The following is a 20,950-nucleotide window of genomic DNA, read 5'->3' as shown; positions in this document are numbered from 1 at the left end:
CGCAGAGACCGAGACGCACACGAAGCGGATGCAGCAGCGCCTCGATACGCCAGCGGGGCGCGAGCAGTACGGCCAACGCTTCGGCACGGTGGAGCCCGTGTTTGTACAACAAGCGGCTCGATCGCTTCACGCTGCGCGGCCGGACGAAAGTCAACGGCCAGTGGCTGCTCTTTTGCCTCGTGCACCACATCGAAAAACTGGCGAACACCGGAGATGCGGCGTGAGAAACCACGCCGCGAAGCGCACGTACAGCCACAAGACGACCGAATTTCCTCGTCGAAATGCCCGAATGAGTTGTTGAAAATACTGGGCGTGCTTTTTCGCATCACCGCGCACACTCGCGCGCTGCGAAATTCGGGTTTTTCTACAGCCTCAACGCTTTGCGTGAGCAACCGCGACGCCGGTCGCTGCACAGCGCGCACGCTGCACGTGGCGTGCGTGAGGCGGCCATCAAGCGCGGCGGCGAACTCGCCCGCCGTCGCGTACCGATCGGCTGGCAGCTTCTCGAGCCCCTTGAGCACCGCCGCGTCCACGCTCGGCGGTACCGCCTTGCGCTGCACGGAGAGCGATCGCGGCTCCTCCGTCATGAGGCGCGCCACGATGGCCTGTACACTCGGGCCCGTGAACGGCGGCTGACCGGCCAGCAGTTCGTAGGTGACCGCCGCGAGCGCATACACACCGCTGCGCGCGTCGATCACGCGCTCGCCCGTGGCCTGCTCGGGGCACATATACTGCGGCGTACCGAGCGAAAGTCCGGTTTGCGTGAGGCGTTGTCCACCAGCCTGCTGCACCGCGAGCGCAATGCCGAAATCGGCGACGAGTGCGCTGGCGTCCTGCAGCAAAATGTTTTCGGGCTTGATGTCGCGATGAATCACGCCCTGCTTGTGCGCATGTTCGAGCGCGCTGGCGACTTCGCGTGCAATGCGCACCGCATCGTCCACCGACAGCTGACGTTCGCGCTCCAACTTCGCGCGCAACGTCTCGCCCGTCACGAGTGGCATGACGTAGTACAGCAAGCCGTCGGCCACTCCGCTATCCAGCAGCGGCAGAATGTGCGGATGCTGCAGTCGCGCGGTGGTGCGGATCTCGCTCAAGAACCGTTCGCCGCCAAGTGCCGCACCCAAGTCGGGGTGCAGCACCTTAATCGCGACGTCGCGCTCATGCTTGACGTCGTGCGCGAGGTACACGGTAGCCATGCCGCCGGCGCCGAGCTCGCGGATGACGGTGTAGCTACGGCTCAGGGCTTCGGCCAATCGCGACATGATCTCAGGCATGGTGTACCGGAGCAAAGGCAACGCCAAGACGTGCACACTGTGCACCCAACGCCTTGTCGCGGGTCCAGAGCCTGCATTTGTCGATTGCCGCCGACGCCAGTAGATGCACATCCACATACCCAATGCCGCGACTGCCGAGGCTCTGCGCGGCGATGAACTGCATGACTTCGTCGTGCGTGGCCGTGGTAGCCATCGGCAAGTCGCTGAGCAGACGGAGCACTTCGCTGCGCGGTCGCAACGATTCGCACGCCAGTTCCCCCACGACGAAGGGGTGCGTCAGGACACTTGCGGATTCTAGGAGCGCCGCCAGCGTCGCGTCACCGCGCCGCAGGTGCTCGATCCATACGGACGTGTCGACCAGAATCACCCGGTGGCACGCGCCGACGCTCGGCGGCGGGGGCCCGCAACCAACTCGGGCTCCGATCCGGCCAACGCGGCGAGACGGCGCGCGCTTTCGCGGGCAATCAGCGCCTCGAGCCCCGCGCGCACCAGCGCGGTTTTTTCGTCGATGCGCGTGAGACGACGCGCCTCGTCGAGCAGGTGGTCGTCGATGTTCAGAGTCGTTTTCATATGTATGAGTATGTGCGTTCAACCCATATCACGCAACCCGATGAACGGCGTTCGGCGCCGCATCGCCGTCCGGCATTACGGAATGCGACCAGCCTGGCTCGTCGCCGTGCGATCATACCATCCCCAAGTTCTGAAGAACTTGTTGAAATCCCGGATGTTCGCGTAATGACTCAAAGCCCGGCGTCCGCGCCCAAATGGGGCCGATCGCATCCCGCAGCGTCGCTGACAGTTGTGCCTCTCGAAGCCCTTCGTCGACGTGCCCAAGCCGCAGCGCGGCGACGGCCAGCGAATAGTGCGGGACATTGCTCGTGATCGCGCGAGCTTTCAGCTCATCGTAGATCGCCTCGGCGCGTCGACGGTCCCCGCGTAGCAGATACATGCCAGGCAATTCCTGCAACAACCACGGGTGGCGCCCAAAGAGCTGCATCCCTCGCTCGGCGATCTCAAACGTGCCCTCGGGATCATTGGCCCACGCATAGATAAATGTGCCCATCGCGTAGCCCGCGAACGCCTGCGCATCAAGCGCGATCCCGCGCCGCACCTCTGCCTTCGCTTCGTCGTATCGTCCGGTGACGCACAGGCCGACGCCGTGCACGACGGCGACGAAGCTGCTGAGGGGATCATCGCGCACCGCACGGGCGAGTTCTTCGAGACCCCGTGCATCCTCCCGCATCGTGTTGATCAGACCCCAATGCGCGTACAGCGCGCGCAGTTCACTCTGCCGCGGATTGAGCGCGAGTGAGCGTTCGAGCAGTGGAATCGCGCGCTTCGGTTGCGCATCGAAGTTGAGGCTCAGCATGCCCAGTGTACCAATTGCCTCGGCGCAGTTGGGGTCAAGCTCGAGGGCGCGTTCGAGCGGAGCCTTGCCCAGTCGTAGCCCTTCGTCGGCGGAGATGAACCCGTATTGGGCGTTCAGGCGAATCGCGTCACCCAGCATCGCGTGAGCGAGCGCGTTGTTCGGGTCGAGCGCGATGGCGCGTTCGAAGGCTGTGCGGGCGTAGATCACTGCCACGCCACGCTTCGCCAAATTCGAGCGACCTTCGGTGATGAGATCGTATGCTTGCACCTGCGCCGGTGAGGCCTGCTCGTTGGCCACGGCCAGCGGGCGCAGTGTGAGTTCGAGTCGAGCGGCAATCGCGCCGGCGATCTCGTCCTGCACGACGAAAACATCAACGAGCTCACGATCGTAACGTTCAGACCAGAGGTGATAGCCGTCGGTGACAGAGACGAGCTGCACACTGATGCGGACACGGTTGCCCGCGCGGCGCACGCTGCCCTGCAAAACCGTTGCAACGTGCAGCGTCTCGCCGATCGTAGCGAGCACATCGCGCTTCCCTTTGAACGAGAACGCCGACGTCTTCGCGGCCACGTGGAGTCCCGCCACGCGTGTCAGTGCGCCGATGATATCCTCGGCGATGCCATCACCGAAGAATTCGTTCTCGCGGTCAGTGCTCAGGTTCTCGAACGGCAGCACGGCGATGGACTGCGCAGGTGGGGCGTTCGCCGCTTTGACATTCGTCGATTCCACCACGCGCAGTGCCGTGAGCAGCTCCGCCGCTGTACCCGGCCGGTCCATCGGCGTGCGTTGTAATGCGCGCTGGAGCGCGCGCGCGATCGACCGGGGGACGCCTTCCCGCAACGCGCAGATGTCGGCGGGGATCTGCACGAAACGTTTGGCAATCACGGCCTGCACGTTCGGTCCGGTAAACGGCGGTTCGCCGGCGAGCATCTCATACAGCACACAGCCTAGGGAATAGAGATCGCTGCGCCCGTCTACGGTCTCACCAACGGCCTGTTCCGGGCTCATGTAGGCCGGCGTGCCCACGCTGGCCCCAGCTTGCGTGAGCGTGTTGCTGTCGGTCTCGGAGAGCGCCTTGCCGATGCCGAAGTCGGCCACGAGCGCGTGACCGTCTTGCAGCATGATGTTTTCGGGCTTGATATCGCGGTGCACGACGTCATGACGGTGTGCGTGATCGAGGGCGCTCGCGACTTCCTGCGCAATGCGCACCGCGTCGTGTACCGGGAGCGTGCCCTCGGCGTCGAGGCGATCACGCAGCGACTCGCCCTTCACGTTCGGCATCACGAAGAAGAGCGCGCCGTTCGCCTCACCCGAGTCGAAGAGCGGGAGAATATGTGGATGGCTGAGCTTCGCGACCAGTTGAATCTCGCGAAGAAAACGCTCCTTGCCGAGTGAGGCGGAGAGTTCCTCACGCAGCACCTTGATCGCGACCTCGCGATCGTGCTTGAGATCGTGGGCGAGGTACACCGTGGCCATGCCACCGGCGCCGAGCTCGCGCTCGATGCGGTAGCGGTCAGCGAGGGCGGCGGTAAGTTGGGCGCGCTGCTGCTGCATGTGGTCAGTCCCCGGTAGGCGCGAAGCAGAAAGACATGGTCATGACCGGCAAGCCCCAGCGACGCTGCGTCGGTGCCCTACCACTGATTTCGAGGACCCGCCGAGCTGTGCGGCCCGAGCTTGGTCAACAGCGCGGACGATGGCCGCGTCTGCTCGTGAAGGGTCGCGTTACGGTCGTCGACATCCACCAGTTCTTCGAGGCGATCAAGGATCGCGTCTAATGTGAAGAGGCATCAGCGTGCCCGCAACGTGGTCCGGTGAGTCGCTCCGCTGCCGTTGCGCGTCGACTTTTAAACGGATGTCATCGACCAGGCGGCGTTCGGTTTTACCGTATTGACAAGTGTATTGACATTAAGCATCGGCCAGCACAGCTTTCCCTGATGACTGCGAAGACCGCGCAACTCCAGATCCGCGTCACGCCGCAGGAGAAGGCCGAGCTCAAACGACAGGCCCGCGCCGCTGGCTCTGACGTTTCGAGCTACGTCCTCGCGCGCGTACTGCCCGAGTCGTCGGATCGCTTCAGCCGGATCCTCGCCACGCTCGCACAGGCGACCACTCCCAGCTACGCGCTGGCTGAACTCAGCGACTTCCTGCACGACGCGGCGCCGCTGGTATTCGTGCCCGCGGTCGCCAAGGCCGACCTCACGGCATTCACGCCGTATCTGCGCAATTACGTGGCGGCGATGGTCGAACTGGCGGCCCACGCCAAGGCGGTGGCACCGCCTTCATGGACGGCAAGTGTCGCCCCGCTCGACGCGCCGCACTTCATCACGCCGCTCAAGAGCTTGCGGTTGCACTTGCTCCGAGCGGCACCGGTGCCGTTCAAGCGCCGTAACATCTTCATCGACTCCGCGGTGGGCGCGCGCGTATGAACGATGGGAATCGTTCGACGCCGGTGAGCTTCTCCAAGGCCGATATCCTGCACTTGTTCTCGCTCCTCAACACCGAGCTGGCGACCACCGACACGCATGGTGAGGTCTATCTGGTCGGTGGTGCCGTACTCTGCACCGCACTCAACGCGCGTGCCGCGACGCGCGACGTGGACGGCTGGTTCAAGCCGGCCACCGAGGTGCGCAAAGCCGCCGCGCGAGTAGCGGCCCTGGCCGATGTTCCCGAGACGTGGCTAAACGATGCCGTGAAGGGCTGGCTCAGCCCGCGAGGCACATTCGATCCGTTCATCGAGCACTCGCACCTGCAGCTGTTCGTCGCGCAACCCAGCTACCTGCTGGCGCTGAAATGTGCCGCGATGCGACTCGGCGAGGAGTTCCACGACCTCGACGACGTGCGATTCCTACTGCGCTACCTGAACATCACCACCGCCGCCGAGGCGCTCGCCATTACACTCCGTTACTTCGACGAGGCGGCGATTCCACTCAAGACCCGATTGGCGCTCGAAGAGCTGCTCGGCGAGTAGCAGTCCGGCTACGGCTCGCGCGCCGCCGCCGCGGCTGTGGTCAGCATCGATTGCCAGTTCACGATCATGTACATCTTGTTGCGACTTTCGACCGACTTGAAGAACAGGAATTCGTTGCCGTTCGGGAACACGTCGAAGTTCGTCTCTCCGGAGGCTCGACTGTACGGGTCGACGAAGAGGGTATCACGGCGCGTGACCGCGAGCTGCGGTGTCTCTACGAGTGACGCCATCATCAGGTGTTTGGGGCTGCGATAGAAGAGCGCCTTGCCATCCGGCGCCCAGCGCGCGTGGGTTGCGCCGCCGATGGAGACCGGAACGCGCGCACCCGGGCCGGGCAACGGCCGTATGTACGCCTCCAGCTTCCCCGATTCGTCAGACAGGTAAGCCAACCAGCGTCCGTTGGGGGAAATGGCCGGATTGCGTTCCTCCGCCGCCGATGTGAGGAACGGGCGAAGCTTCGACAACGAGTCTGCCGGCGCGAGGTAAATGTCTCGCGGAATCAGCGTGCGAATCGCGAAGAATGTATGTGCCAGTCCTGGCTCCACTTCGGCGAGTAATGGCCGCCGGAGATGAATGGTCTCCACGCCACTGCCATCCCACGGGCGGGACGCAATGCGCGAGGAGTCCCCTCTTCCGTTCACATAAAACAGCGTGGATCCATCACGCGACCACGCGGGCCGAAAGCTCGCCCCGTCGGTTGTGAGCTTTGAGATCGCGCCCCCTTCAATCTCGTAAATCCAGAGATCGCCGCGGTTGAACGCGCCCCCCATCACCCGAAGCACAACCCGACGACCGTCCGGCGATATGCGCCCGTTGGCATACGATTTCGTTTCGGGGGTGGTGAGCTGCCGCTCGCGACCGCGCCGGTCCACGGCCCACATCGTGGTGGGGACGTCGACGGAACCGGTCTGATACGCGAGCCACGCGCCATTTCGCGCCGCCGCGAAATCGGAGGGGCCCACATTATCGGATACATCAGTCACCAACTGGATGACGGGACCCGACACGCTCTGCGATCGCGCCGAAAATGGCGCCGCGAACACCGTGGAGCCGCGATGGAACACCACCTGCCCGGGGCTCACGAACTTTGGGCCCTCACCAACGACGCCAAGGTCGGTCACCCGGCCGTCGGCCAATGCAAGGAGGCCTAGTGAATTGGAGCGAGTCGATGAATTAAAGCCTTTTACAACGGACACCAGCGCATGCGTCCCCCCTGGGAGGATGTCTGGCTCCGTCAACATGATCGCGCTGTCGCCGGGAGGTGTGTCCGCTGTCAGGCGGCGAGGCTCACCACCGTCGGCCGACACGACCCAGAGCCCATAGCTGGCCAACGCATATACGATCCGACCATCCTCTCCCCACGACGCGGCGTAGATCTGACGTGGATCCTGCACGCTCGCGATCGTCTGCGGTACGCCGCCAGCCGAGAGAACGCGCTTGAGCCCGCGCACCGTGGTAAAAAGCAACCACTTTCCGTCTGGGGAGTAGCTGACCGACGTGGCACTATCGGTGCCGCCCACGCGCTCGGCGACCGGTTCGCTGGCACGCCTGACATACACGGCGTTCGCTGCTGTCGAACCGAACGGCGTCGAGGTGACGAAGGCGACCTGCGAGCCGTCGGGAGTGATGCCCATGCGGCGCCTGCTGCTTGCCGAGCTCCCGAAGACGATGCCCTCCGGCAGCTCGATGGCGAAACGCGCCGCCACCGGCTCCGGCGTTCGTCGGGTGCGCATCCAACCGGTGGTGCCGATCACCGCGGCCGCAACCGAGAGCAGCGCGACGGCCGCCAGTGCGCTAACCGTGCGACGCGACGTCGCCGGTTGCGGGCCGCGTGTTAGGTGGTGCGCCGTACCGGCGGTGGTGAATGACGAATTGGCCAGCGCCTCGCTGAACGCCTTCGCACTCGCGAAGCGATCGGCCGGCAACTTCTGCAATGCCGTCATCACGGTCGCTTCCACGTGCGGCGGAATGGTGCCTCGCTGCGCGGTGAGCGACTCCGGCGTGCCGATAAGCACGCGCGCCACGATCGCCTGAGCGGTGCTACCGGTAAACGGCGGATCACCCACCAGCATTTCGTACAGCACGCAGCCGAGTGCATAAATATCCGTGCGCGCGTCGAGCGTGCGCTCGCCCATCGCCTGCTCGGGGCTCATATACGTCGGCGTGCCGAGGCTCATGCCGGTCTCGGTCATGCGCGCGCCGCCGGTAGTGCTGGCGGCGAGGGCGATGCCGAAGTCGGCCACCAAGGCGTGGCCGCCTTGCAACAGAATGTTTTCCGGCTTGATGTCGCGATGAATGACGCCGCGTTCGTGGGCGTACTGCAACGCGTCGGCGACTTCGCGCGCGATGCGCAGCGCGTCGTCGATGGGGAGTTGCTTCTCGCGGTCCAGCTTGTCGCGCAGCGATTCGCCGTCGATGAACGGCATGGCGTAGAACACCGTACCGTTCACGGCGCCTGAATCGAACAGGGCGAGAATGTGCGGGTGCTGCAGGTTGGCGGTTGTTTTGATTTCGCTTAAGAACCGTTCACCGCCAATGACGGCGGCGAGTTCGGGCTTGAGCACTTTCAGCGCGACGAGGCGATCGTGTTTGAGATCGCGCGCAAGGTAGACCGTCGCCATGCCACCGGCACCGAGTTCACGCGCGATGGTGTAGCGGTCGGCTAATGCGACGCGAAGCCGTTCTGACGTCTCGTACGCGCTCACGCCACGGTCTCCGTGTCTTTCTGGACTGGAAGCATTGAGGATGGCGTAAACTACACTCCGGCGGCGTGTGGCATGAGCCCTCGCCACTCTCCCGCCGAGTGCCGGAACGTATGGAAACTCCGGCGTGGCTATGCGCGCGATGATCGCGCCCGCCGATGTTCGGCGCTCGGGTCGCACCAGCAAGCGCGTGCAACCCTGATCTGTTCGTGCTGCGCGTGACCGACGGAAAACGGCCCGCGTATCGGTACGATCTCCACGATTGCGGCTGGCGGTCGACGTCGTATCGCCCAGCAATCCCCGCCTCGACTGCCACATCAAGCGAGCGCATCGAATGGTCGCGGCCAGGCGCTGTGCAGCCGCTCGTGCTCAAGGTTGCGGCGTTCTTCGATGAGACGCTACGGTGAGGTGTGTGATCTCGACGGCGAACTGCGCCAGGAATTGACAGCGCCAGGAATTAGGAGCGCCGCTCATTCCTAGCGCTCCTGCATACGCTCGCGATCCGCTCCCTCGTGTACGCCACCTCGTGCACGCCACCTCGTACTACGCGGGCCCTAACACCTCGAGAAGGAACGGCTCCAACGGATGCGGTGGCCGCTCGTCGCCGAGCAGCCATCGCTCCCGGAGGCGTGAGTCGAGATCCACAATCCAGTACTCATTTATTCGCCTGCTTTCCGTGTATAACCGCGCTATCGGCAAACGACCGCTGCGCCTCTGCGTTCTCCGTTGCTCTGCGTGGCCCGTTCTCGATGTACCGAGGGCATCGCGGCCACGGATCAGTCGCTGAACCTATCCCGCCGAGAAACAGTCGAGCCTCCGCGAAGCGTCTGCAGCATGTTTGTGCATTTCGATGGTCGGCCACCGTAACGCGGTTCTACGTACGTGTGTGCCGGGATGTAGCCACACGACATCCCGAAATACCACCGCTCACTTCCGCGGCACCCGACGCATCAGCTCCTCGCGCCACCCCAGAATCACGCGCGTCGGCAGCGCGCCCGGCTGCTCAACCGACTCGATCATCAGGAATTCCGATCCATCGGGCGTGACATCGTAGCCGGTGGTTCGACCGTTCGCCACGCGTCCAACCGTTGCCAGCTGGAAAAGCAGGGCGGGGCGGCCGGGACTGCCTGTCGCGGGCTCGAACGTCGCAGCGTACACCTCGCGCCCCTTCCGAAAGACGATCTCGCGACCAGCGCGCGTGAATCGCGGCTGGTCGCCGCCATTGATCGACACCTGGACTCGCGAGCCACCGCCGATGAGCCGTGCGATAACCTGCGAGCGTCCGTCCGCTTGTCGCTCACTGTACGCAATCCAGCGTCCGTCGGGCGAAAACGTTCCGCCCATCTGCTGGTCGTGCGTCGCATCAATGCGCGTCGTTCGTTTGCTCGCGAGATCGAGGAGCATGCCGTTCTCGCTCGGTTTGATCTCGGTGTAGAAAAGTGTGCGTCCGTCGGGGGCGATGCCTGTGGGATGTTTGTCATCGTTGCTGCGCAGCAGGGTGTCGACCTGCGCCCCGTCGACCGAAGTTCGACCCAAGTCGTAGGCGGGAGTTTCCACGGCGTGATAGAGCGACTTGCTGTCGAGCGCCCAGACTGCGGCAAAATTCGCCCCATTCGCGTTGCTCAGTTGCGCCAGCGACCCGCGCTGACGGTCGAACAGCCAGAGCGACCACGGCTCGGGTTGCGTATGCGTTAGCGCAATCCAGCGTCCATCGGGTGAAAGACGCGGATCGGCCCAGCCGGCCTCGTCGGCGAAAGCCGGACGACGCGTGCCGTCACGCGCCACCCACACCACCCGCGACCGCTCCACAGATTCGCTGGCCTTGAGGTACACCAGATCTCCCGCGCGCGACACGTCGTAGCCGACGGAGCCATCGGTTTGCAGCGACGCCACGTCTTCAACGACCGGGACCGCAGGGCCAAGTACCTTGCGTGCCTTGGCATCGAACGGCACCGCGAACACCGTGTTTCCGCGACCGAACAGGATGTATCCCGGCTCGACATATCGAGGGAAGAGCCCGTTCTCGATGATCGTCGTCACCTGACCCGTCGCCAACTCCACCACCTGAATCGTCGAGCGCTGGACGGGCGACGCGTAGGCGCCGTACAGGACCGCCTTGTTGTCAGGAAGCATCGCGGGATGCCAGTGTCCCAGTTCGTTGCGCGCGCGATTCGGCTTGGTGACCGTCTCGATGGCACCGCCGGTCTCGCGTACGCGCGCGAGGCCCGCCGATGCGCTGCTGGCGTAGTAGACAAAGCCGTCGGCGCCCCACGCCGGCGTGGCGGGATTGGCGGTGTCTGCAAGGACGGTGGAGGTGCCGCCCTCCACCGGAATCTTGCGCACGCGTCCGTCCGCTACGAACACGATCGATCGTCCGTCAGGCGAGTACGCTTGCGCCGACCCGCCACCTGAGCCTTTCACGGGAACGATGTCGGGCGAACCGACCAGTCGTTGCACGAGGATGCTGCCCTCGGCGGAATCGACGATCGCCTGCAGCACGGACCGCCCATCGGGGGACATGCCGATGGCCGCCTTCGCGAACGCAGACGGGCCGGCGTTGAACGCAAACTCCACGCGGCGAGACGATTGATTCGCCACTGCACCATCGCGCGCCGCGATCCAGCCACCCGCGCCGGCGATCGGCACCAGCGCCGCCACGAACGGCAGCCACCGGTTGCGCGACGCCGTGCGCGATGCAGTTCCTGTGCGTGCGCCGCTGATCAAGGTGCGCGACGAGCCCGCACCGAGCAGCGCGGCCTTGAACTCCTGCACCGTAGCGAAGCGATCGGCGGGAAGCTTCTGCAGCGCCACAAGGATTGCCGCGTCTACATGTTCGGGCACCGATGGGCGCACGATCGCGAGTGGGCGCGGTGCCTCGGTGAGCAATTTGGCGACGATCGCCTGCGCGTTCGCTCCTGTGTACGGCGGCTCGCCAGCGAGCATCTCGTAGGTGATAGCGCCCAACGCATAGATGTCGGCGCGCGCATCCACCTGCTTGTCGCCCATCGCCTGCTCAGGCGCCATGTACTGCGGGGTGCCGAGTGAGAGGCCGGTTTGCGTCATGCGCGCACCGCCCGACTGCTGAACAGCGAGGGCGATACCGAAATCCGCAACCAGCGGATGCGTGCCTTGGGCCGATTGCTGCAGCAGGATGTTGTCGGGTTTGATGTCGCGATGGATGATGCCAGCCGCGTGCGCATCGGCCAACGCATCCGCCACCGCGGTGGCAATCGCCAAGGCATCGGACACCGGCAGCTGCGTCTCGCGATCGAGCCGCGCGCGCAGCGTCTCGCCGCGCACGTATGGCATCACGTAATACAGCAGGCCATCGGCCGCTCCGCTGTCGAGCAGTCCGAGAATGTGCGGATGCTGCAGCCGCGCCGTGGTGCGGATCTCGCTCAAGAACCGTTCGCCACCGAGCGCCGCACCGAGGTCGGGGTGCAGTACTTTGATGGCGACGTCGCGGTCGTGCTTGAGGTCGTGCGCCAAATACACGGTAGCCATACCACCAGCGCCGAGTTCACGCTCCACGTGGTAGCTGCCGGCCAAGGCGGCGCGCAGCCGCTCGAGAGTTTCCGGCGCGCTCATGTGAACTCCGAAAGCTGCAGCACGCGCAGATCATGCGGTGCCGGCATCCGCCGGTCGTTGGTCACGAACGTCGTGCACCCCGTGCTGATCGCGGCGGCGAGCTGAAGGGCATCGGGGGTGCGAAGGGCACCATGCTGCGCGCGCAATCGCGCGGCGGTCCGCAGCTGATCACGAGACAGATCGACCAAGCGAACGCCGCGCGACCGGGTGAGTAACTCGTCGTATTGCGCGGCCAATCGTTGGTCGTTCGTACGCAAGGGCACTACCAGCACCTCGAGCAGGGTCAACGCAGACGTCACGATTTTGATCGCTCCCGTGTCCGCCATCGCGAATAATGCCCGCACGGGAGCGAGGAATCGCGGGTGCTCTTCGATGAGATAGATGAACAGGGCCGTGTCCACGGCCACGGGGCCCCTACCAACCGCCTCGGTCAGTCCCACAGGCGGCGCTCAGCGTCCACGTGCGCCGCCGCGTCCACGCCGGACCATACGGATTTTCCGAGACCCTGTAGTTCGAGAATCGAAAGCGGCTCCGCGCCGCCGAGCACTTGATCGAGGATATGCGTAACCTCCTGAGCCACCGAGCGATGCTGCTGCTCGGCGCGCGCCTTAAGACGCTCGTACAGGCCGTCCGGAAGGTTCTTGATATTCAGAATTGCCATATAACGGTCTCCGTTTTCCTCCATATTGGAGGTATTCACAATTTCCGTCAAGTTTTGACGTTCGCCTCGCGCAAAAGGCAGAGCTTGATGTGATCCTCTCGGAACCCCGTCAGCACGGCGCAGCTTCGATCTGCAGTTCCCCTCGAGAGCACACCGCTGACCGATTCAGGCAGCATCCCGATCCGCCCGAGCACGTGGCGCCTGTCACGCGCAACCAGGCGCGTCCTGCCGTCCCTACTCCTCGTGCTTGGGGCGAGCGGGTGGTCCTCGCCGAGTCCACCACAGGTACCCATGGCGAAAGCGCTCTTCGAGTTCGCCGATGCGAACGAAGCCTCATGGGACGTCGTCAACGACGGGGTGATGGGTGGTCGCTCTGCTGGCTTCGTGGCCGTCGAGGCAGGCACCCTCCGCTTCACCGGCACGCTGGTAACGCAGGGTGGCGGTTTCACCTCGGTGCGGGCTCGACGTGCCATCGACCTCACGGGGCAGGTCGGCATCGAGCTTCGGGTACGCGGCAGCGGGCGCCAGTTCGAGGTCGAAGTTGATGATGGCCTGCGAAGCTACGGGCGTCGTGTCTCCCGTAGGGCGCCGTTCCCGTCACTAACGGAGTGGACCTTGATACGCGTGCCTTTCAACACGCTGCGGAGCACCATCTTCGGACGCGAAGTGAATGCCGCGCCGATCGACCTCGCGCGCATCCGTGGCGTGGGGTTGTATATGGCGGACGGCAACGACGGGCCGTTCCGTTTGGAAGTGGACTACATCTGCGCGTACGTCGCTGACGACTAGAATCGGCCGCGTGGCGTGCTGAGGCGATGACGCGCCGCTGACGGGTGCCCGCCATCGTGTGCCATGCACCCTTGCCACCCTCTCGACGAGTGCCGTAACGTATGGCATGCCCGCGATACAGATTGAGTGGACCGTCGAGATGCTGGATGCGCTCGAGGACGACGGCCAGCGCTACGAACTCATCGACGGTGAGCTGCACGTGACGCCGGCACCCGCTGACACACACCAGCTGGTCGTCGGCGAGCTGCATGCCTTGCTACGCGAGTATCTCAAGCCACTCAGCGGCGGACGCGCCATGATCTCGCCCGCCGATGTTCGGCGCGGTGACCGCACGCGGAATCGCGTGCAACCCGATGTGTTTGTTGTGGGCGTCACCGACGGCAAGCGGCCCGCGTATCCGTATGATCTCCGCGACTTGCTGCTGGCGATTGAAGTCGTATCACCCAGCAATCCACGCCTCGATTACCACATCAAGCGCGAGCTCTATCTGCGCGACGGGGTGGGCGAGTACTGGGTGGTCAATCCCGATGCCGCGCAGCCGTTCGTGTTCATGCTCCCAGCGTTCTTCGATGAGGCACTGCGGTAAGGGTGTTCGTGGAGGGAAAGGCTGTTTTATGGCGCCGCTATTGCGCCGGCGCCGACTCGACGCGTGGACGAGACCGCGCCCGAGCCGCCCTCGAGGTCCGTCGCGCCAGCCATGCGCAGTCTCGGCAGCGCTTAGGGTTGTCCCAGTTCGTCCAAACGCGGATTCACGATCGAGTTGTAGATCGAACCGAAGGTGAAGTTGATCCCCACGGATCCGCTCAAACGAAACGAGGTCGCCAAGGCACGCTGACGCGTCGCGTCCAGCACGTCGTCGTCGGTAGCATTGCCACGCGAGAGAAAGAGCTGGTCGTTTACCCGGGCAGCGTCGCCGCGCAATTCAAGCGACAGGCCACGCGTGAGGCGAATATTGGTGCGCCCGTTGAAGCTCACGCTGGACGTATCGGCGTTGTGCAGGAATCGCGTGTAGCGCACGGAGCCATCGATGTTGCCCCATGTTTGACGGGACTCCGTGGCCAGAATAGCGCGGGCAACCGGTCGGTTTTCGGTCGTGTAGGCAAAGATGGTCGGCTGCTCGTAGTCGAAGTAACGCTGCCCGATTGTGACGAGCGCCAACAGCTGCCGACTCGTCGCTTCCCGCCAGTGATAGAAGTTGTACTCGGCCGACATTTCGATCGCCGCACTTGCTTGGGTGTTGTGAAACTCCGAGAAGCCGGTGCTGGCGTTCGTGCCGACAGACTGAGCACCACCACCAGCCGCTCCGAGTTCGCCGATCGCGCGGGACGTGACATGATGAACCGGGTGCCAACCGGACTGATGTCGTAGTACGGCAAACCGGAGATGGCGTACGGGTAGCGCTCGCGATTGAACAAGCGCGTCCGATTCGCGACGCGAAAGTCGGGCGTCGTCGCGATTCGCGCCGACAGCAGAAAGCCGTCACTGTCCGTGTAGAACAATTCACGGCCATCGCGCGACCAGAGCGGTTCCACGCCGCCGCTCACCGACACCTGCACCCGAGACGTGGTGGTGTTGGGGAAGGGCGTCACCGCGACCTCCGGCTTAGCGCCCTCGCCCTCGGTACTCACATACGCCAACCAGCGGCCATCCGGCGACACTCTCGGCGCCACGTGGCGCGTGGTCGGTGAAGGTGCTCCCACCGAAATCGCGGTCGTGTCTCCGTTCAGCCGTTGCGCCATGAGCGACGCCAGCTGCTGACTGTCATCGTGGAGTTCAAAGACCGCCCACTCTCCGTTCGGACTGACTACGTAGCGGCGGCTCTTGCGGTTCGCAACGGAGGCGCTGACAGCGACTGCCTGCTCCGTCGCCGCGCTACCGTCGGCACGACGCTGAACAGAGCCGACCGGCCCGCTCGGCGCCGTGCGAGTGAACCGCACAAAGCGACCATCCACGCTCCACGAAGGGTGAATGTTGCTCCCGTCGGTGGTGAGGATACTCGTGGGCCCGCCCTCGAGGTCTTTCGTCAAGATCGGACTTGGGCTGTTGACGTCCATCGCCACGCGCCTGCCGTTGGGCGAGAGGGCGAGTGACCCGTACCGAACGCCGGGCGCAGAGTCGATGACCTGCTCGTTCCCTGTACGGTCCACCCACACCAGCAGCTGTGACTCGGTGGCTGCGCCCGTTCCGTACAGCAGAGTGCCATCCGCTGACCGTACAAAGCTGCCCATGCCATTGGCCCCGATCGGCAACCCCGCCGCAATCGGAATCACTGCGCCGTTTGTCGTGAGCGAATTCTCGTCGAAGCTCACGGCGAACAGTCCGCCCTCGGCAATGTCATACAGACGGCTCGTGGCGCGCGTGATCGTAAAGAGCGCGGCCTTGCCGTTGGGCAACACGTCCACCCACGCATGCGCGACGTCACTGCTCGGCTTGTCCAGTCGCGTCACTTCCTCAACCGGTCCGTCGCCGGCCGGCAGTCGTCCTATGCCGTTGACGCGCGTGAAGTAGATCGCGCCGTCCGGCCCCCAATCACCGCCCAGCGCTACCGTTGAATCGGTCGCCAGTGAGCGCCGCGGACCGCCGCGCAGCGACACGAGGTGGAGTGCGTTGGGGTTGCTGCGGTAAAACGCGACCTCGTCCCCGTTGGGTGAGAGGAATGGTGAATCCGCGCCATTCGTCGCGGGGATAGGTGCTGATACCAACGAGCTCACCGGACGCGCGTGCCGTCGATTCGCGCGGTGCGATAGCTGGCCAGCGCGACCAGTCTGGTCATCGACGCCACACTGGACTCGCTCCGCAGCGGGATCTTTCTGGTACCCCGTCTCGGCGGGGCGACGCGACGGGTGGGCGTGCGGGGAGCCTTCGATGTGCACGCGACCGGCGATACGATCCTCGTGTTGCCACTCGCGTCGGCCAATGCGATGCACGCGCAGATCATTGTCGCCGCCACGGGAGTGTGGTTGACAGCATTGCCGTGCCATGCCGCGATTATGTCGGGATCGCGTGGTCTCCCAACGGAAAACGCGTTGCAGTCATGAACGAGTCGATCATTCTGCTGATCGCGCGCGACGGCACGGTGTTGGACTCACTCCCGCTGCGTATGCGGCGCACGATTCATTGGGCGCCCGACGGATCGGCATTGTTCGCCTTCTTGCCGGCACCAGCCCGTGACGACGAGTTTGTGCGAATCGATGTCAATAAGGAGGGTCACCTCGCTCGGTTGCCTGTTGCCGTCATTCCACGCGTCCCCACGCTGTATCGAGGCGAGTTCGATATTGCTGCACGCACGGGGAGACTGCTGTTCATCTCGGGTGACGCTCGACAGGACCAGTGGATATTCGACATCGGTGCGGGAGGCACTGCGCCGCGCGCGGTAACGACCGGGACGTCGTGGTACGGCAATGCCGCGATCGCTCCTGATGGACGAACGTTGTACTTCGTTCGTGGTAATTCCGCCGGCGATGACCTCTATCGGCTGGCACTCAACGAAGCGCCGAACGGCGTGGCGGACGACGAGGCGCTCACGAACAGCAGCGGTCCGGGCTATGATCTAGTGACCATCTCGCACGATGGGCGTCGCGTGACGTTTACGAAGTCAGAAGGCGACACCACGTTCGCCTACGAGTTTCACACTGGCGAACGCCGTGTCCTCCGTCGAACCGCAGAACCGACGGGACAGGAAGCGCGGCTGCCTCGCGCGATGAATGGTCTCGTTACAGTCGGCATTGCGGGTCACGATATTGCTCTGACCGACGGCACGAGCGGCGCGAATAAAATTCTGCCCATCGCCGACTCGCTGCAACTGCTCCGCGGCGGCACACTCAGTCCAGACGAGCAGGAACTTGCCGTGACAGTACGGACGCCGACGGGTTTCCTGCTGGGCGCCGTGTCGCTTGCCACCGGGCGTTTTCGCGCGCTGACGCCGATTCCTGCGGTTTTGCGGTCGAGTAAGCTCTCGTGGTCACGTGACGGTTTTATCTACTTCGGCGCGTGGGAATCAGGAGCGCGAGCGCCATCGCTGCTGCGCGTGAGCGGCACGGCGGGCGGTGCACCGCAGCGCGTCATGACGCTGCCGTCGCACTGTGCGATCTCGAGCATTTCTATCGCGACGGCCGCGCCGCGCGGTGTGTGCATGGCCGAAGACTTCCGTGGTGATATCTACCTGGCGACGATTCCGGGTGTGATGCGGTAGGGCGCGCTACTTCCATCCTCCCACCTGCGCCAGCTTCCGCGCGAACGAATCGAGCCAATGCTGGATGACCACCATGCGAACCCCGGCCTGCGTCACCGGCACAGTGACGGCAATGCGCCCGCTGGTGCGATCCACGTCCCACCCCTGCCCGATCTCCTTGCCACTCATGATCGTGCGCACAGCGCCCACCGAGAACTCCGCGCCCGGCATGACCGCCACCGCCTGCACTTCGGTTTGTTCGCCGTTGATGAAATACAGCGTGCGCCCATCGCCAGACCATCGCGGCAGATGCGCGCCGGTCGTGGTCACTTTCCACTTTCCCGTCGGCTCCGGCTGCGTGAATCGCCGCACCTGCACCTCGTTCCGCCCCGTCTCTCGTGAGGTGTACGCGATCCATTGCCCGTCGGGCGACACCGTGGCTTCGAATTCACCCCAAACGGCGGACAGGTAGAGGCGCGGTTTGGCGCTCATTACCGGGTTCACGAGCCCCGTAATACCGCCCGCGAGGGCACCGCCCAATGTGCGAGGCGTCGTATTATTCGAGAACACAATCGTCGTCTCGTTGGGCCACGAGGTGGCATGCTGATCGTTAGGCATCCGCGGCATGAGCATCGGAGGGCGGCTGCCGTCCACCGGTTGCACCGCCATGTCCTCGGCGTCCGTCGTGGGCCCTTCCATGGTGAAGGCGAGCCGTGTGCCGTCCGGCGACCATATCGGCGAATGGCCGCCGCCCTCGAGCGTGAATCGGGTGAGCGTGCCGCGTTCGAAGTCGAATAAGGCCGTATGCCGATTGGTGCCGCGCCCCGAGCCGACCGTCAGCGCGAGCTGTTTGCCGTCGGGCGAGAAGCGAACGTAGCTCAGCGTCTTGGGCGCAAGCGGGAGCGTGTCGATACGCCCGGATGGATCGCGCACCGCGATGCGTGACTCCGGCTCTACTCCGGCGCGATAGACTAGCGTGCCGTTGGCCGAGATGGCAAACGGCGTGACTCGGCCGTTCGCTTGCACGTCGAGGACGACCGGAATCGGCGTACCCTCGACCGCTCGTTTGGCCGCGTCGAAACGAATCGCGTACAGCCCCGAGAGGATCGAGCCGTATACGATGTGTCCGGTTTCGAGGTACTGCCCCTCCGACGCGTCATTAACCAGCATGACGGCCGTGTCGGCTTTGAAGTCGTAGTAGAACAACTTGGAGCCGCTTTGTTCGTTCACGTACAGTACGCCGCTTCCGTCGGGCATGAGATGCGGCGACGCGCCGCCCTGCGTCTTCGGAAGCGCACGTAGCACACCGCTCGGCGAAATGATATCGAGGTGTCCGCCCGTCTCGAACGCCATCGTGCCATCCGCGCCCCACGTTACACGACCAGAAAGGACCGAATCGCCCGCAATCACCGGGATGGCCGAGCCCCCGGCCACCGGTACTTTACGAAGGCGACCATTCACATGGTACACGATCCAATCGCCGTCGGGCGAGAATGCCGGAGACTCGCCACTCTCGGTGTTGGGGAGCATGCGGTACTCGCGCTGCCCCACATCCCGCAGGGCGATGCCTTCGTTGGTCGAAAACGCGAAGCGTGTACCGTCGTGCGAGATCGCGAACTGATCCAGCTTCGGGTTCGCGTTCGGCACTTCGAGCGTAAGTTGCACCGCCGGCGTACTCGATTCGAAGCCCGCGCGTCGCAACGCCCACGCCGCCACGGCCACACTGGCGACTGCGATCACGCCGGCGCCCACCAGCATAAGGCGCGCCGAGCGTGGCATCGCTTGCGTGTGCGTGTCTTGCCTGGTCATCGCGGGCGAACCCGGTGATGACGTGAAGCGGGCGTCGCCCAGCGCATCGGTAAACGCCTTCGCGCCGTCGAACCGGTCGGCTGGCAGCTTGGCGAGCGCCGTCATCACCGCCGCTTCCACGTGCGCGGGCACGGTGTCGCGTGTCGTGCGAATCGGCGTTGGCCTGTCGGTAAGCACTTTGGCCACGATTGCCTGCACGGTGCTTCCCGTGAAGGGTGGATCGCCGGTGAGCATCTCGTACGTCACCGCGCCGAGCGCGTACACGTCGGTGCGCGCGTCGGTGGCGCGTTCACCCAGGGCTTGTTCGGGCGACATGTACTGCGGCGTGCCGAGGCTTAGGCCGGTTTGCGTCATGCGCGAACCGCCCGCGCTCTGCACGGCGAGCGCGATGCCGAAGTCGGCGACCAATGCGTGTCCGCCCTGCAGCAGGATGTTCTCGGGCTTGATGTCGCGGTGGATCACTCCGCGTCCGTGCGCGTACGCGAGGGCGTCCGCCACCTCGCGCGCGATCAGCATCGCTTCCGGAATCGGTAGCAACCGCATGCGCGTGAGGCGCGCGCGCAGCGTCTCCCCATCGATGAACGGCATAACGTAGAACAGGAAGCCGCCCGCTTCGCCCGAGTCGTGCAGCGGCAGGATGTGCGGGTGCTGCAGGTTGGCCGTGGTGCGAATCTCGGTGAGAAAGCGCTCGGCGCCGAGCGCGGCGGCCAGGTCCGGTAGCAGCACCTTGATCGCGACATCGCGCTCGTGCTTGAGGTCGTGCGCGAGGTACACGGTGGCCATGCCACCCTGCCCAAGTTCACGCTCGATGCGGTAGCGGTCGGAGAGTGCGTCGGAGAGTCGCTGGACGGTGTCAGTCATGGTCACTCGTGGCCACTCCGCGGGGACTGGCTAGGCAAACGGATTCTGAACATCCAGTTCGGGGAATAGCGAGAAGTCGCGATCGCGGGACAGGAGCGCTTCGACGCCGTGTGCGACACAGATCGCGGCAATGCGCGCATCATGCACGATCGCCCCGTGCACGCGAGGGCGACGCACGAAGCCGGACAGCACGCTGGTGAACCCCTGCGATTCGCCGAGCAATCGAATGCTTGGCGAGGCGAACCACCCTTCCAGTTGCGCCCATGCCTGTTGGGATGTGCTCGCGGTCTGGCGCCAGATTTTGGGGTTGGTGACCACGCTGAAGAACTCGTATACGCATGGCCACGGGATGGCCCACGGGTCGCGTCCTTCGGCCATGGCGCGCAGGCGGTCCTGCGCGACCGCGTGCTCGGCCACTTCACGGCGATGCGCATAGACGAGCACGTTGGTGTCGACGGCGATCATCGCCGACCACCGTAGATCTCCTCACGCAGTTCGGGCCACGACAGGCTTTCGAGCGGGTTGTCACGGCGCGCATCACCGACACTCAGATCGGGCAGCTCGTACGTCGTCGGTGCGTCGTCCGCGGCGAGCACTCGGCGAAGGCCCTCCTCGACCACAGCGCGCAATGGCAGGCCCGATCGTTGCGCGTGGCGCTTGGCCCGCGCCAGCAGCGCGTCGGCGATATCGATCGTCGTTTTCATGTGATACAGCATACCCATATCAGTCAGTATGGGCAAGGTTGCCGCGGCGGAAAG

At 64.6% G+C, this 20,950-nt stretch carries 18 protein-coding genes; 5 read left to right on the top strand and 13 right to left on the bottom strand.

All coding sequences use genetic code 11. The annotated features are described in order from the left end of the window. The 4 genes from ACLL97_RS04310 to ACLL97_RS04295 form a co-directional block, all read right to left on the bottom strand. Positions 1-1,274, bottom strand: a 1,274-nt coding sequence (locus tag ACLL97_RS04310; protein WP_411279245.1) for a serine/threonine-protein kinase, incomplete at its 3' end; no start/stop codon positions are given. Then, a complete protein-coding gene (locus ACLL97_RS04305; protein WP_411279244.1) occupies positions 1,267-1,641 on the bottom strand; it encodes a type II toxin-antitoxin system VapC family toxin in 375 nt (124 codons plus the stop codon). The genes ACLL97_RS04305 and ACLL97_RS04310, both read right to left, overlap by 8 nt. Further along, entirely contained in the window at positions 1,638-1,844 is a 207-nt protein-coding gene (locus ACLL97_RS04300; RefSeq protein WP_411279243.1) for a type II toxin-antitoxin system VapB family antitoxin, read from the bottom strand. The genes ACLL97_RS04305 and ACLL97_RS04300 overlap by 4 nt, the downstream gene beginning before the upstream one ends. A gap of 112 nt (positions 1,845-1,956) precedes the next feature. Beyond that, on the bottom strand, positions 1,957-4,197 hold the full coding sequence (locus ACLL97_RS04295; protein ID WP_411279242.1) for a protein kinase domain-containing protein: 2,241 nt from the start codon (positions 4,195-4,197) through the stop codon (positions 1,957-1,959). 380 nt (positions 4,198-4,577) lie between these two features. Between ACLL97_RS04295 and ACLL97_RS04290 the strand changes: the two genes are divergently transcribed. Beyond that, entirely contained in the window at positions 4,578-5,069 is a 492-nt protein-coding gene (locus tag ACLL97_RS04290) for a plasmid mobilization protein (protein ID WP_411279241.1), read from the top strand. A 23-nt stretch (positions 5,070-5,092) separates the two neighbouring features. Further along, positions 5,093-5,611, top strand: a complete 519-nt coding sequence (locus tag ACLL97_RS04285; RefSeq protein ID WP_411279240.1) for a hypothetical protein — start codon at positions 5,093-5,095, stop codon at positions 5,609-5,611. An 8-nt stretch (positions 5,612-5,619) separates the two neighbouring features. On the opposite strand, the gene ACLL97_RS04280 is transcribed toward ACLL97_RS04285, so the two are convergent. The 4 genes from ACLL97_RS04280 to ACLL97_RS04265 all read right to left on the bottom strand — a co-directional run bounded on the left by ACLL97_RS04280 (position 5,620) and on the right by ACLL97_RS04265 (position 12,562). After that, positions 5,620-8,316 (bottom strand): protein kinase domain-containing protein, encoded by a 2,697-nt coding sequence (locus ACLL97_RS04280; protein ID WP_411279239.1) that lies wholly within the window; start codon positions 8,314-8,316, stop codon positions 5,620-5,622. Positions 8,317-9,240: 924 nt separating this feature from the next. After that, positions 9,241-11,901: a protein kinase domain-containing protein gene (locus ACLL97_RS04275; protein ID WP_411279238.1), complete on the bottom strand. Its 2,661-nt coding sequence runs from the start codon at positions 11,899-11,901 to the stop codon at positions 9,241-9,243. Then, positions 11,898-12,341 (bottom strand): type II toxin-antitoxin system VapC family toxin, encoded by a 444-nt coding sequence (locus ACLL97_RS04270; RefSeq protein ID WP_411279237.1) that lies wholly within the window; start codon positions 12,339-12,341, stop codon positions 11,898-11,900. The genes ACLL97_RS04275 and ACLL97_RS04270 overlap by 4 nt, the downstream gene beginning before the upstream one ends. After that, on the bottom strand, positions 12,332-12,562 hold the full coding sequence (locus ACLL97_RS04265; protein ID WP_411279236.1) for a FitA-like ribbon-helix-helix domain-containing protein: 231 nt from the start codon (positions 12,560-12,562) through the stop codon (positions 12,332-12,334). Before ACLL97_RS04265 ends, ACLL97_RS04270 begins: the two co-directional genes overlap by 10 nt. 291 nt (positions 12,563-12,853) lie before the next feature. Between ACLL97_RS04265 and ACLL97_RS04260 the strand changes: the two genes are divergently transcribed. Continuing rightward, on the top strand, positions 12,854-13,351 hold the full coding sequence (locus ACLL97_RS04260; RefSeq protein ID WP_411279235.1) for a CIA30 family protein: 498 nt from the start codon (positions 12,854-12,856) through the stop codon (positions 13,349-13,351). A gap of 106 nt (positions 13,352-13,457) precedes the next feature. Next, complete coding sequence (locus ACLL97_RS04255) at positions 13,458-13,937, top strand: Uma2 family endonuclease (RefSeq protein ID WP_411279234.1); 480 nt, start codon at positions 13,458-13,460, stop codon at positions 13,935-13,937. Positions 13,938-14,068: 131 nt separating this feature from the next. Here the strand turns inward: ACLL97_RS04255 and ACLL97_RS04250 are convergent, their stop codons facing one another. Beyond that, positions 14,069-14,326: a hypothetical protein gene (locus ACLL97_RS04250; RefSeq protein ID WP_411279233.1), complete on the bottom strand. Its 258-nt coding sequence runs from the start codon at positions 14,324-14,326 to the stop codon at positions 14,069-14,071. Further along, a complete protein-coding gene (locus tag ACLL97_RS04245; RefSeq protein ID WP_411279232.1) occupies positions 14,323-16,278 on the bottom strand; it encodes a hypothetical protein in 1,956 nt (651 codons plus the stop codon). Before ACLL97_RS04245 ends, ACLL97_RS04250 begins: the two co-directional genes overlap by 4 nt. 107 nt (positions 16,279-16,385) lie before the next feature. Here ACLL97_RS04245 and ACLL97_RS04240 point away from each other — a divergent pair, with 107 nt between their 5' ends. Then, positions 16,386-17,543, top strand: a complete 1,158-nt coding sequence (locus ACLL97_RS04240) for a hypothetical protein (RefSeq protein ID WP_411279231.1) — start codon at positions 16,386-16,388, stop codon at positions 17,541-17,543. 6 nt (positions 17,544-17,549) lie between these two features. On the opposite strand, the gene ACLL97_RS04235 is transcribed toward ACLL97_RS04240, so the two are convergent. The 3 genes from ACLL97_RS04235 to ACLL97_RS04225 form a co-directional block, all read right to left on the bottom strand. Further along, complete coding sequence (locus ACLL97_RS04235; RefSeq protein ID WP_411279230.1) at positions 17,550-20,192, bottom strand: protein kinase domain-containing protein; 2,643 nt, start codon at positions 20,190-20,192, stop codon at positions 17,550-17,552. 30 nt (positions 20,193-20,222) lie between these two features. Continuing rightward, on the bottom strand, positions 20,223-20,657 hold the full coding sequence (locus ACLL97_RS04230; protein WP_411279229.1) for a type II toxin-antitoxin system VapC family toxin: 435 nt from the start codon (positions 20,655-20,657) through the stop codon (positions 20,223-20,225). Further along, on the bottom strand, positions 20,654-20,950 hold a 297-nt coding region (locus ACLL97_RS04225; protein WP_411279228.1), incomplete at its 5' end, for a hypothetical protein. The genes ACLL97_RS04225 and ACLL97_RS04230, both read right to left, overlap by 4 nt.

It is taken from the genome of Gemmatimonas sp. (assembly GCF_046594945.1).
GTDB lineage: Bacteria > Gemmatimonadota > Gemmatimonadetes > Gemmatimonadales > Gemmatimonadaceae > Gemmatimonas.
The sequence above is the reverse complement of the archived record's forward strand: the minus strand, read 5'-3'. Positions and strand labels throughout refer to the sequence as shown.

What these genes read in the sequence shown, in the direction of transcription:
- ACLL97_RS04265 (WP_411279236.1), bottom strand. Translation starts at nt 12,562, where the DNA reads ATGGCAATTCTGAATATCAAGAACCTTCCGGACGGCCTGTACGAGCGT.
- ACLL97_RS04290 (WP_411279241.1), top strand. Translation starts at nt 4,578, where the DNA reads ATGACTGCGAAGACCGCGCAACTCCAGATCCGCGTCACGCCGCAGGAG.
- ACLL97_RS04275 (WP_411279238.1), bottom strand. Translation starts at nt 11,901, where the DNA reads ATGAGCGCGCCGGAAACTCTCGAGCGGCTGCGCGCCGCCTTGGCCGGC.
- ACLL97_RS04295 (WP_411279242.1), bottom strand. Translation starts at nt 4,197, where the DNA reads ATGCAGCAGCAGCGCGCCCAACTTACCGCCGCCCTCGCTGACCGCTAC.
- ACLL97_RS04240 (WP_411279231.1), top strand. Translation starts at nt 16,386, where the DNA reads ATGAACGAGTCGATCATTCTGCTGATCGCGCGCGACGGCACGGTGTTG.
- ACLL97_RS04235 (WP_411279230.1), bottom strand. Translation starts at nt 20,192, where the DNA reads ATGACTGACACCGTCCAGCGACTCTCCGACGCACTCTCCGACCGCTAC.
- ACLL97_RS04255 (WP_411279234.1), top strand. Translation starts at nt 13,458, where the DNA reads ATGCCCGCGATACAGATTGAGTGGACCGTCGAGATGCTGGATGCGCTC.
- ACLL97_RS04230 (WP_411279229.1), bottom strand. Translation starts at nt 20,657, where the DNA reads ATGATCGCCGTCGACACCAACGTGCTCGTCTATGCGCATCGCCGTGAA.
- ACLL97_RS04300 (WP_411279243.1), bottom strand. Translation starts at nt 1,844, where the DNA reads ATGAAAACGACTCTGAACATCGACGACCACCTGCTCGACGAGGCGCGT.
- ACLL97_RS04260 (WP_411279235.1), top strand. Translation starts at nt 12,854, where the DNA reads ATGGCGAAAGCGCTCTTCGAGTTCGCCGATGCGAACGAAGCCTCATGG.